We start from the raw sequence: 11,996 nt of genomic DNA, 5'->3' as shown, positions 1-11,996 counted from the left end.
AACGTCTGCGATGGAGGCTGCAAGCTCACGAGTGGCCGACTTGGTGTTGGTAGTTTCGATGAAATCTGCCATTCGTTTTTTCTCCTGCCTGCCTTTTCCCCGGGTACTGGAACAGGCATTTAATTACTCGTTCTTTTGATAGATTAGCGTGACTGTATCAGATAGTTGATACAGTTCGATTTATCCCTGTTTCTGCCGAATTTATCCGCAGGAGTGAACGAACGCACGATGAAAGAAGAGAAGAGTAACAGGGACATGATCGTCGAGACGAACCGGGATGTGAAGTGGATCTGCAGGACGCTTGAGGAGATGAAGGAGTCCATCGGAGATCATGAGAACCGAATCCGGGATCTTGAAGGTTTTAAGTCGGAGTCGGCAGGTCGTGATCGGCAGATCTCCGCCGGGGTCGGGGCGGGTGCGGGCGGCCTTGTTGCGGTGATAATGAAGTTTCTGCAATGACGGATGTCATTGGGGAACTCTTTGAAATTACGGAGTAATTTCATGGGGTTTTTTGGTGGGTCTTAATTCACTGGTCCTGTGATTTAAACGGAAGCGGCACACTTGCCGAATGGCTCTTCCTTTCAATTTTCTCCTTTAATTTCAATGAATTCCAAAACCCGACAATGGCAGTTATCCAGTAGAACCCGAACATCGCCGCCAGGTAATAATTCGATGAGTAGACACCTTCGAAGAACCAGATCAGGTTTGCGATAATCCAGCATGAGAAGCCGGAAAGTCTTGATGCGGCTTTCTTCCCTGCTACAAGGGCGGCCCCTGATATTCCCAGGATTACAGCGATGGTCTGAAGGGGGTCGATGGCTGCGAGTAGTTCTGTGATTGTCATTGATCAGGCTCCTTAAAAAATTGATTTTTGGTGATCCCTTTAGATTGTGGGTAAGGTGTCCCGGCCGGATTATTGACTGCATTCAGAGAAACAAGTCGGTACGGCATATTGTGAAGACCCGTTGACTCAACAGTTCGGAGTTGTGAGAAATGTCCTATGTTTTTCCCGACCGGGGACGATCAAAGATTGTTTGGATGAATATTTAACCGGGGAGCGGAAGGGGTGAAAGTGAGCGATTTGATAATTTCCACTTTCACCAGGCACAGAATTCATCCTTATACATCATCATAAAAATTCATAATAATGAAGAGAAATTTGCTAATGGGGGACCAGACTCTCTTCAGGGACCCCGATATTTTTGAGATAGATCACGTACCGGAACAGTTTAATTTCAGAGATACGCAGCTCAGCGAACTGGCCTATACCATGCGGCCGGCGATGAAAGGCAGCCGCCCGTTCAACTCCGTCATCCGGGGACTTCCCGGAACAGGGAAGACTACCTCGGTCCGGGTGCTCTTCTCCGAGATCGAACAGACGACAAAGCGGGTCCTGCCGGTATATATCAACTGCAAATACGATCGGACGCGGGTTTCGATCTTCGGTTCAATATTCAACCGGATCTTCGGGCACTATCCGCCGACTACCGGGATTGCGTTCCGGAAGGTCTACAATGAGATAGGAAATTACCTTTCAGAGTCCCGGACGGTTGCGGTCGTATGTCTCGACGATGTAAATTATCTGATGTACGAGAACCGGCTGAATGATATTCTCTATGTGCTGCTCCGTCTTTACGAAGAATTTCCGGGTGCAAGACTCGGGGTGATTGCGGCTGTGAGCAACATGGAGATCGACCTTATGACCAAAGTCGATTCTGCGGTCTGGTCGGTCTTCAGGCCCGTTGATATTTATTTTCCTGCTTACGGCTACGAGGAGGTCCGGGAGATCCTTTTGCAGAGAGTACACCGGGGCCTTTATCCCGGGGTGATCTCCGATGAGGTTCTGGATCTCATTGTTCAAAGGACGGTTGAGGCGGGAGATCTCCGTGTCGGCCTTACGATAATAAAAGAGTCTGTTGCAAATGCGGAGAAGGCGGCAAGGAAGGAAGTCCTTGCAGAGGATGTATCGACATCGGTCTCTGCGAAGGATATCCGGTTACGGGATGCAATCGGGGGCTTGTCTCCGGAGGAGAAAAAATTCCTGGCGGTCCTGGCTGAAGAGGTCCGGGATAGTGAAGAGCTGCCGACTTCCGGAGCTCTCTATGAGATTGTAAATAAACGGCTTTCAATGGGTTATGCCAACTTTCACAAGCGGCTGAATAAGCTGGAGTCGATGGAGATTATTTCCCTGAAGACTCTCCAGGGGAGAGGGCAGACGAGGGAGATTTCATTGAGGTATGAGGTTGAGGAGGTGTTGAAGGTTTTGTGAATTTTTTAACCCAAATTCAGGTTGGATATTCTGGAATTCATCTAAGAAAGCACCAGAGATTTATACACTGCATCCACCGGATCTTCATAGAAGGAGATCTGGAATTTACTGAATAGATCCGGCGGGACTGTTGAAATCTTTCCTGCAGAAGATATAGGTATCAGGACCTTCTTTGCACCAGCATCAAGGCAGACCTGCAGGAGATCAGAAAGATTATCAATCACACTTATAGAGCCGCCGATTGTAAATGTTCCGAGAACTACAATCTGTTCATGTAGCGGTTTTTCCAGGGCGCCGGAGCAGAGACTTATAAATGCGGGGAGTGCAAGCCCGTCGGTCATTCCGACACCTGTCAGATCCTGAACATGAAGCTGATAATCCTTTTCTTTCGTCGAGATGCTCTGGCTTACAGACTTTGCATTTGCCCTGAAGTAATTGAATGCGGTCTGAACAGCTTCTTTTGCCTTTGAATTTGAGCCAAGTCCGGATCTCTCATATTTCCCCGAACCTGCAACTACCTGGAGTTCAAACTTATATACTCCAATCTTGCCTTCATTGTTCCTGTTGACAGAAAATACCTGTCCCGGTTTTCCCATTCCCTCGGGAATTAATTTGCTGCCGCCGCTTTCCGGAACGGTAACGAAGTGTTCGGAGCTTTCTTCGAGATCAATGTATGAAAAGTTGACATCATAGAATTCGATACCTCCGATCTTTTTAAGTTGCTCTTTGACTCTTCTTCGTCCGGTAAGGGCATATTCCAGGATTTCACGTGCATCTTCCTTTGAGGCGCTGTCATCCGGATAGATTATTTTCATAAGACCGGAAAATGTCTTTTTCACTGCGATTACATCTCTCTGGTTGAGATTGTTTCCGAACCTGAAATGTTTGAATATGTGATCTCCGAAAGATCTTTTTCTCATCTCCCGCAGGAACTCTGCAAGGTAGTCTACGATGAAACCGGATCTCTCTGTGAAATGCTCTGGTCTGAATTTCGGGACTTCCCACCCGGGGAGATAATAATGAATTCTGTCGAAAAATGCACTGTCGTTGTTCATTGCGTCGGGGAAAGGAGCGAAGAGGTGTGCGGTTTTCAATAGTGATGAGATGCTCTGGTTTACGTTTCCGACAAATACAATCGAAGCATTTGCATTTATCTGGTCCTTACCTCTTGCAAATGATCCTGATGCCATGTAATCCTTTAAGATCTGGATTCCGTCTTTATCCTTGAACCTGATTCCGGCGACTTCATCAAACGCGACGACATCCCACAATCCGACAAGTCCTACCTGTCTTGAACTGAGGTTGTAGAAGAGGTTTGCCACAGTTGTCTGTCCGCCAGAGATAAGTATTGAATTTGGTGAGATCTCCTTGTAAACATGAGATTTGCCTGTACTCCTCGGTCCGAGTTCGCAGAGGTTGTAATTATTTTCTGCAAGAGGAACCAGTCTCTCAAGAAGGTGCCATTTGACAGAATATTCCAGTTTGTCAGGCTCCATCCCTATTGTTCTTAACAGGACATCGATCCACTCATCCTTCGTAAATTCTTTTCTCCGGTCGATAAGTTCATTGATATCCATATTTGGTATCTGGATGGGTTTTAAACTGGAGATGATGAAGGGGGAGCGGGAGGATTCCGGGGAATATTCCATCTTTACTATGCACCAGATCCCTCCTCCGAGGAGCTTTTCATATTTTTTTACTGTCTCGGGATCAACTTCGATCTCCCTTATGCCGAGTGATGAGAATTCAGCTTCATATACATCTCTTCTTTCATTGAGATGGACGGTGATCTTATCGATGACTGTGTAATAACCGGTCTCCCGTATCCTTGACTTTATCAATTCGGCTTCGTCGGGCCGGACGTAGTTGTCCGATAAGATGCGTTTTACTTTCCTGACCCCTTCTTTGATGAGTTCTTCGTCATCTGTGGCGCAGTTCGAGCCAAGCAGGTACTCAAGGACATATACCGGAACGTTGTTACTGCCTTTGAGCTTCTTTGTGAGGTCTTTTCTTACGACCCGGCCGGGGAAGTACAGGTTGAGTTTTTTGTCCGTTTCCATACCATACTGATCTGTCATCTCTAAAGCCTCCAGTCAAAAATCATCGGTTATCAGAATATCAACTTCAACAACCATATCAAGAACATCGGTGTATTTGGCCTTTATGTCCTCATCGATGGCTTTCAGGATATATATCCCGTTTTTAACATTACTGCCCAATGTAAGTATTGCCTCAAAGATTCTTTCGTTCGGTTCATCCGAGGTCTTATCGGCGATGATGGTTTTTTCGTCACTGACTCTTTCCCCTGTATTGTCATAGAGAGCAATCCTGCATCTCAGCGGTTCGCGTTTGTCTGTCACGTTTTCGGTCTGGAGCAGTCTGATTTTAAACGGGTTGCTGGTTATTTTTTGAATATGTCCGATTGTTGTTATTCCTACCTTTCCATGCCCGATCCCCTTTTTGTCGAGGTCTGATGTGGATCTGTTATGGTTGTAGAGAATAACCGGAATCACTATCTCCTGGAGAGATAAGCCTCCGTGAACAAAGTTTCTTCCTCCTCCCGGGAGTTTGAAACGGAGATCGGCGAATGGAGTATAGAGATAGAGTTGTTCACCTGAATCGGAGGGATAGGTCATCATGAACCTGTGAGTGTTCGGAAGTTCGGTCTGCTGGCTGGTGATTATAAATCTTTTATTTGTTACCAGGATATCTTCTTTGTCAAAACCGGTCGTCTCTACGATATCGGCACTCTCAAGGTTGTCGCGTTTGTAGATGAAGCCGTGATCGGCCGTGATTATTATGTTGTTTACATTCAGGGATCTTCCGAGGCGGTTTACTATTTCGTCGATATCCCGGATGGCAGACTCGGCGGATTCGAAGACTTCATCTTCTGACGCTTTGCTGTCTCCTGTCTCGTCGATTTTGTTGTGGTAGATATAGACAACCTTTTTTCCCTTGATCAGCTCTCTTGCCTCATCTGATTTCAGGTTCCGAAAATCCCTGAAATTGAAGGCTATCGATTCCTTCTCGTAGGACGTAAGGATCTTTTCGCGGTTTTTCAGGCCGTCGGAATCGGTTCCGTCTACGATGACACGATCTTTTCTGTATTCGAGTTTTTTATGTGGGAGCAGGGATGCCATTCCGAGTCTTGTATAGGATGGCAGGCAGCCGGCCATCGTCTTCATCTCAACTGTGCCGTTTGTAGTTATGTTAAGGAGAACTTTCAGTTCGGAGGCAACCTCGTATCTCATGGCGTCTGAGATTATGACTGCGACTTTGTCCCTGTCGTTTCTTTTGATAATCTTTGCAACATGGTTAGTGAAGAAGTCTTCCTGGTTGCCGATGAGCTCTATTCCCCATCTTCCGTCGGGCCGGGCTTCAATGAGACTGCTCCATTTCATAAGTAGCTTTTCGTTTGCGCTCCGGTATTCTCTTTCAACTTTTTCCCGGATACTGTTTTTCAGGATATCTTTCCCGCTTGTTTTGTCATAGTGGGAGTAGAATTTCCGGTAATAGAAGTCGTGGAGATAATAATTTGTGGTATAGTTTATGAAGAGTTCATTGAGGCTGCTTTCCGGGATGTCCCTCTCTTCGATCTCTTCCGAGAGGCGGATGAGCATTATTGCGTATCTGAGTGCAGAGTAGATCTCCCTGAATTCGGTATAGTAATGTTTTGTTTTCCGTGCTTCTATCCATTCGAGGTATTTATCATAATCGCTGCCGCCTTTTGATATTGTGGCGACTATCTTTCTGATTATGCTTTTATCAAAAATGTCCGGCGCTTCCACTTCCAGGTAGCATTCGACTTTCTCTTTGTTGAGAATGGATGTCAGTTCTTTTTCAAGTTTTTTGTCTTCTTCGAGCAGAAGTTTTCGGCAGTATTCGTCGAACAGGGAGGAGTCTTTCGAGTTGTCCATCCAGCCTGAGATGAATATCTCACATTCATTGCTCTGCCTTTTCCGGTTGACGTAAGTTTCGAGCAGCGATCCGAGAGGGAGTGTTGAGTTTCTGTCGATGTGGGTTATCAGAAAGCTCAGGAATAGTTTTCCGAGTGTGGGGTGTTCTCTATAAAATCCGAAGTTTCTTTCTGCGATCTTCCAGAAGGCTTCTTCGAGGTTGTAGCGGGTAACATCCTCCCACATCTTGTTCTCTTCTTCTGAGAGGGAGTCCAGGAGTATGTTTTTTACAATCTCTTTTTCGTCAGGTACGGTCGATCCGGTAATTACTGCAAATATTCCTTTTATGAAGTCTTCTTCTTTCCATCTTTCCTCATAGAATTTTTTAAATGCGGCGACTCTTCTTTTGTTGGCGAAGAACTTCTTGTGCTTATCGAGGAAGTTGTCAAGGCTGTAGCCTTCTATCCCGATCTCTGATTTTATATCGGATATCCGGCTGTTTTCAAATCTTTCCGAGTATAGCTGGATGTCTAAAAGCCAGTTCTCCTGGAATGGTCTTTCGGGTTTTGGGGAGTAGACGAGATAATTCGATTCCGTATCGTCGTGTTCGAGAGTTTTTTTGATCTCGTAGAAGTTATCTCCGAGGATAAGTGTTTTTATGCCTTTTTGCCGGAGGGTCTGAATGATGGCGTGAAGATCTTCTTCTCCGGCGGTCTGTTCACTGTCGTACCAGAAGACAATCTTTCTCTTTTCAAATTCAGATATTCTGCTGAATTTTTCAAGTATTGCGGCGTTTGTCTTCTCCAGGCTTAGTATCGGCATATCTCTTTTCCTTTTACCTGATTTTTGGGTCTGCGTTCATATAAATCCGAAAGTTTCAGATCTCCCTTACAAGTCCTTCGAACTTTTCATAGTTGACTTTGACTCCGTCGTCGAGATCGATCTCTATTAGGGATAATGCCTTGTTGTTGAGGAGTTCGTCGTATTTCTGCATCTCTTCGATCTGCTTTTTGATCTTTGCCAGCCGCGCCTTGTTTCTCTCCGTTTCTTCAGGGAGCACTTTTACCTCTGCGTATAGTTTGGATTCGAGTTCGAGGAGGTAGTCGGTCCTCATCTTGGCAAGGGTGGTCTTATCGTACCTGTGTATGTATATGAGTGCGTTGAATCCCTGGTTCTTTCCGGAGGAGAACATCCAGTATATCGGCCTCTTTTTGTATGTCCTGGCGTGGTCTTTGTAAAAGTCCCTGATGAAGTAGTCCCTGATTGTCTCCTCCGGCGAGGCGCTGCTCTTTCCGGTCAGTGCGGCGGCGATGAAGTCGAGGTTCTTTGAGAGGGTTTCTTTTCCGAATGTAGTCTTCAGGAACTCCATGAACCTTGATACGATATCGTCGGTGAAATACTCGTCGTCGAGGACGGGGATGATGTTGTCGTCGTCCGGCCTGAATGACGGTTCAGGTACCTGTGCGAGATAGTCGTCTTTCTTCTCGCCCTGGTTTGCAAGAATCAGTCCCGGCTTATCGAGCGAGTACCGCCCGAACATGCAGCCGACCGCATACGAGATAAGCTCCTTCACCGTGTCTTTGAGGAGCAGTGCTTCGAGTTCTTCTTCGTTCCTCTTCCCGCCATACCGGTAATGCGGGTTGCATGTGAGTGTTATCTCGGAGAGAGGAACGTCGGGAGTCAGTTCGTCTTCAAGCCCGTATGCTTCAATGAAGATCCTGTTGTTCTCCTCTTCGAGTCTCTGCATCTCAAGGGTCATCTCACGCCAGTGCGACCGGAGTTTTGTGTAGGTCTCCTTTATGGTCGGGGACTTGTATTCGGGGGAGAGAAGGGGAAGCGATTCGAAATCCCATGAGGTCTCGTAGGAGTCCCAGTCTGTTTTTGCGAGATTGATTAGTGAATCAACATTCTTTTCGATCGTATCCCCGGATATAATCATCTTAGAGGGTAATTTCAATGCGTCTCCAACGTTTACTTGCATTGTTGGGTTTATAAGCATCATTGCTTGAAATGATATTTTTGTATTGAGGAATCCCAAAATATTATTATTGGACAATTTTTCGCTTGATAAAATTGTAGGAGACGCGGATGAATATTCAGATTCTTTAATTTTTATTCTGTATGCTGTTTTTCTAGAAGAAATTCCAGACCAAGTTATTCCTATTCGATTCCACGTTGATTGATTACTTAATCCTCCAGATTGTGAATATTTTATTTTTGCATCTTCAGTCCATTTAATTAAGTAATCTAGATTCCCATACCATTTACGTGAGGGACCACCTTTATTATATAACTTCCAGAAATTAGTTGTTCCAATTCTATTTTTGGAGGTTTCCCAAATCATTCTGACATACAATTCATCATTATGTGTTTTACATCTCCCACCAGATTCTGTGAAGTTATATAGCTGATCTTCACAAAACAAACTTCTAAATTTCTCACTAACCCAATAAGCAATCGGGCTCCCGGGGATCTTCCTGAAATCGTCGGCTGAGGCCCGGTAGAAGTTCGGGACCGGATTGTTTGCATTTCCTGAGGTCATGACTGGTTATCCTCCGCTATTTTTGAGATGAGAGACACTCCTTTTTTTGTCAGCCGGTACTTCTGTTTAGGGCTCTTCGGTGAATCCGGCTGTGTCATCTCCACAAGTCCGGCATCTGTTGCAGGCTTCAGGTAATCATACATAAATGTCGGCCGGTGGTTCAGTCCGAGAGCTTCCATCGCCTCTTTTACACTCAGCGGCTCTTCCTTCAGGCAGGCCACCAGGCGTTTTACTTGTTCGGTTACTTGTTCGGTTACTTGTTCGGTTACTTGTTCGGTTGTCCTAATCTCAATGTTTTCTGCCAGAAAAACAGTCACCCTGATCCTCATCCCGATCTCTTCAATCCCGGGTTCGGGCAGGCCGAGCCTTTCCGCCTCATTCAATATCCGGCGAAAACCGCTCCCCCATTGTTCAATCAGGTCGAGCTCACGGAAGACTCTTGCAATGACGCGGTTTCTGATCTTCGATATCCCCTGCTTCACATCCTCGATCGTCATCCCGGGGAGGAGGATACCGGGGTTTTCGATCTCGATCCTGTCGTCGAAGAAAGAGACCCTGATAGGTGCACCCCTCTGCGAATAATCCGTATGGATAACCGCATTGATAACAGCCTCGCGAAGAATTGTCAGGGGAATGCTCCAGACATCCCTGCGTTTGATACCAGAGATATCAGCACCCTTAAAGGCATGCTTCTTCAGAAAAAGCATGACGCTCTCGACCGTAGCAGGAAGATTCTCGTGAATCTCGGTATGGTCGAAGATGTAAGTCTTGTCTTTTCCCATAAACCGCCCGCACTGGACCCATGCATCAGGGAAATAGTAATCCCTCCTCTTACCGTAAAGAAGCATGGAGCCATTCGTCGGAACCAGTTTCCCCTGAACAGGAACCAGGAATTTAAGCGTCAGCAGCTCTTCTTCATTCAGCTCCCTGACTCCTTTGAAGTCATCCTTTGCGGCCTCGATATCCAGGTCATCAGGAGAGAGATCCGGCACAGCGGTCTCATCGAATGAAACCCCGGAAACACTCCGATCCAGTTCTTCGATAAGTTCCCGGTCGGCCTTCCGGTTGGTTGAACCAAGTCTTACATAGACCCCCTCATCCGGTCCTTCCTTCTTCAGAAAATGAGGCCGCCTCCCGCTCGGGTAAACCTCGACGGCAAGAAGAGTCTTGTCATCGATGGAGACAAGTTCGACATCCGGGACCAGCCTCGGCGCGATATTGTCGGCAATAAGGCTGCAAAGCCTCTCCTCCTCGCTCAGCGGATCAGGAATCCCGGTAATATCACGTGACTTGTCCTCCACACCGATGAATATCTTCCCGCCGGCAGTATTTGAAAAAGCAACGATCGTCTTCAGGATATTCTTCGGCGAAGAAAGATCCCGCTTGAATTCAAGGGTCTTTCCCTCCGGCATTTTGATGAGTTCGGAGATCGGGATCGTCATTTTGCCTCCATCTGTGAACTTGTATCATTACCTGATTGAAGAATTGCATCACGGAGTGCTTTTTTCTTTTCCGATTCATTCCTGCCGTCAACAAGACGGACATATGCACCCTGATAATCAGGACGGTGAGCATTTTCTATAACAAAAGCTGTGGTTGAAACGACCTCTCCGCCTATGCTGTCAAATGCTCTGGGGCCGAAATGAGCCATTGTAATTATCGTGTCATTGTCCAATATCTTCTCGCGAAGTTTTTCAAAAGAAGATAAAAACATCCAGCTCTGCATGGTAATCATCGCAACCAACCCGTTATCAATCGAAAGATCCAGGTTCCGCTCGATAAACATCGCAAAGAGATCTGATTTGCTGTCAGGATAATTGTCCTTTGCAAACTTTTTCAGCCCGGCATTAAGCCCCTTGTTTCCTATATACGGCGGGTTGGCGACAACCACATGATAACGGGGCTCAAGATATTCCGCCTGCTCAAGGGCCTGCAGGACCTTTTTGTGTGTCTCGTAGAGGATAAGATCCTCTGAGATTTTTTTATCGTCAAGCATCCGGCGGATATAGGACGGATCGATAGATGCAGGCCGGATCAGGGACCCGAAATTGTCCGCTTCAGTGAACTGAAGAATCGTCTCCTTCAATTCCCGCGAGAAAAGATTGCTCCCGACTGCAGACATATAACCCTCAAGCTCGTCCTCCTCAAAAGATATATTTTCAAGAACGCAGACCTGGGGCTGCACAGGATTGTCAAAGAATCTCCTGTTCCTGTTCTTCGCCTTCATTACGAGAGCAAAGGCCGCAATAGAACCCGCACGCCTGTCGATCTCAATCCCATAGAGATTGTTGCTCAGGATCAGCCCGGGGATCTCCGATTCAAGATATCCCTCCTCCTTGTAGATCTCGTACAAAAGATCAAAGGCATACACAAGAATATGCCCCGACCCGCAGGCAGGATCACATACCCGGATCTCTTCCGGCGAACTAATCCTTAAGAAGCCGGTCTCCCTCTCCACGGGTGCGATATAGTAATCCATCTTCTCAAAAAGACGTGAATTCGGGTGGTTCAGCATCCATAACCTCCCGAGAGAATTTTCAACAAGGTACTGAACAATCCACTTCGGAGTGAAGAGCTGGGTTACAGCCGGGATCTGGTCCGGCGAATATGCCTTCTTCGCCTTCATCAGCCGGCCCTTCTTCTCCGCAATGTAATCCTGGTAGATCCACCCGAGAATCTCAGTCTCCTTCCAGTCGTCCCCGCTGATAATATCATTCAGTTCAACGAGAAGGGAATCGGTATGCAGGAGACGTCCGGGAAATAAAAGTTCGGAATAATCCTGTATCTCCTCGAACATAAAAGGCATCGTCTCATGAAGAAAGTTGCAGAGTCTGAGAATCAGATACCTGTAGAGCTCCTCATCTTTCCCCTCGGATTTCAGATCGAGGATATAATCGCGATCTACCTTCATAAAAGAAATATTCTGTGCTTTTGTAAGGAGATCAGGTTCCTTTTTCTCTTCAGAATCCGAAGAAAAAATTCTCACCGGCATATACCCGTTCGCCTCCATAAACCGGATGGCCACAAACCTGTTAAACCATGTATAGGTTATCTCCCCGATAACCCTCTCATACCCCTTTTTGGAGATCTCTTCGACGAGGACCTTCCTCTGTTTGCCAATGCTTTTACTATATACCTTTCCGCCGATGATAACAGAGTCATCAAGCTCTTTTTCAACCTCAGTGATCTTTTTCGGGAAAATCCCGAAATGAGCTGCACGTGCCTTCGTCTCTTCAGAAAGCCTTTCCCTGAGAGTATCAGAGAATTCCTGCACCCTCGCTTTATCCAT

General features: G+C 46.4%; 8 protein-coding genes. 2 read left to right on the top strand and 6 right to left on the bottom strand.

Annotated elements, in window-relative coordinates:
- The first annotated feature begins 228 nt into the window (after positions 1 to 228).
- Positions 229 to 459 carry a hypothetical protein gene (locus tag METPAY_RS11515; RefSeq protein WP_048152697.1) on the top strand — a complete coding sequence of 77 codons (231 nt, stop codon included), beginning with the start codon at positions 229 to 231 and terminating at the stop codon, positions 457 to 459.
- A gap of 67 nt (positions 460 to 526) precedes the next feature.
- On the opposite strand, the gene METPAY_RS11510 is transcribed toward METPAY_RS11515, so the two are convergent.
- Positions 527 to 844 carry a hypothetical protein gene (locus METPAY_RS11510; protein WP_048152696.1) on the bottom strand — a complete coding sequence of 106 codons (318 nt, stop codon included), beginning with the start codon at positions 842 to 844 and terminating at the stop codon, positions 527 to 529.
- A gap of 303 nt (positions 845 to 1,147) precedes the next feature.
- Here METPAY_RS11510 and METPAY_RS11505 point away from each other — a divergent pair, with 303 nt between their 5' ends.
- Complete coding sequence (locus METPAY_RS11505) at positions 1,148 to 2,269, top strand: ORC1-type DNA replication protein (protein ID WP_048152695.1); 1,122 nt, start codon at positions 1,148 to 1,150, stop codon at positions 2,267 to 2,269.
- A 41-nt stretch (positions 2,270 to 2,310) separates the two neighbouring features.
- Here METPAY_RS11505 and brxL read toward each other — a convergent pair whose 3' ends face one another.
- From brxL to pglX (METPAY_RS11480), 5 genes are read right to left on the bottom strand one after another with little or no spacing between them, the layout of a single operon-like run.
- Positions 2,311 to 4,347, bottom strand: a complete 2,037-nt coding sequence (gene brxL, locus METPAY_RS11500; RefSeq protein ID WP_084600852.1) for a protease Lon-related BREX system protein BrxL — start codon at positions 4,345 to 4,347, stop codon at positions 2,311 to 2,313.
- Positions 4,348 to 4,362: 15 nt separating this feature from the next.
- Positions 4,363 to 6,987, bottom strand: coding sequence for a BREX-1 system phosphatase PglZ type A (pglZ, locus tag METPAY_RS11495; protein WP_052418796.1), 2,625 nt, complete (start codon positions 6,985 to 6,987; stop codon positions 4,363 to 4,365).
- A gap of 55 nt (positions 6,988 to 7,042) precedes the next feature.
- Complete coding sequence (pglX, locus tag METPAY_RS11490; RefSeq protein ID WP_048152691.1) at positions 7,043 to 8,707, bottom strand: BREX-1 system adenine-specific DNA-methyltransferase PglX; 1,665 nt, start codon at positions 8,705 to 8,707, stop codon at positions 7,043 to 7,045.
- Positions 8,704 to 10,149: an AlbA family DNA-binding domain-containing protein gene (locus METPAY_RS11485; RefSeq protein ID WP_048152689.1), complete on the bottom strand. Its 1,446-nt coding sequence runs from the start codon at positions 10,147 to 10,149 to the stop codon at positions 8,704 to 8,706. The genes pglX (METPAY_RS11490) and METPAY_RS11485 overlap by 4 nt, the downstream gene beginning before the upstream one ends.
- Positions 10,146 to 11,996 carry a BREX-1 system adenine-specific DNA-methyltransferase PglX gene (gene pglX, locus METPAY_RS11480; RefSeq protein ID WP_048152687.1) on the bottom strand — a complete coding sequence of 617 codons (1,851 nt, stop codon included), beginning with the start codon at positions 11,994 to 11,996 and terminating at the stop codon, positions 10,146 to 10,148. The genes METPAY_RS11485 and pglX (METPAY_RS11480) overlap by 4 nt, the downstream gene beginning before the upstream one ends.

This window comes from Methanolacinia paynteri, from assembly GCF_000784355.1.
Classification (GTDB): domain Archaea; phylum Halobacteriota; class Methanomicrobia; order Methanomicrobiales; family Methanomicrobiaceae; genus Methanolacinia; species Methanolacinia paynteri.
Note: the sequence above shows the minus strand (reverse complement) of the source record. Positions and strands in the feature narration are given on the sequence as shown.

Coding starts and splice junctions, on each gene's coding strand:
- pglX (WP_048152687.1), bottom strand. CDS start 11,996: ATGGATAAAGCGAGGGTGCAGGAATTCTCTGATACTCTCAGGGAAAGG.
- brxL (WP_084600852.1), bottom strand. CDS start 4,347: ATGACAGATCAGTATGGTATGGAAACGGACAAAAAACTCAACCTGTAC.
- METPAY_RS11510 (WP_048152696.1), bottom strand. CDS start 844: ATGACAATCACAGAACTACTCGCAGCCATCGACCCCCTTCAGACCATC.
- METPAY_RS11505 (WP_048152695.1), top strand. CDS start 1,148: ATGAAGAGAAATTTGCTAATGGGGGACCAGACTCTCTTCAGGGACCCC.
- METPAY_RS11485 (WP_048152689.1), bottom strand. CDS start 10,149: ATGACGATCCCGATCTCCGAACTCATCAAAATGCCGGAGGGAAAGACC.
- METPAY_RS11515 (WP_048152697.1), top strand. CDS start 229: ATGAAAGAAGAGAAGAGTAACAGGGACATGATCGTCGAGACGAACCGG.
- pglX (WP_048152691.1), bottom strand. CDS start 8,707: ATGACCTCAGGAAATGCAAACAATCCGGTCCCGAACTTCTACCGGGCC.
- pglZ (WP_052418796.1), bottom strand. CDS start 6,987: ATGCCGATACTAAGCCTGGAGAAGACAAACGCCGCAATACTTGAAAAA.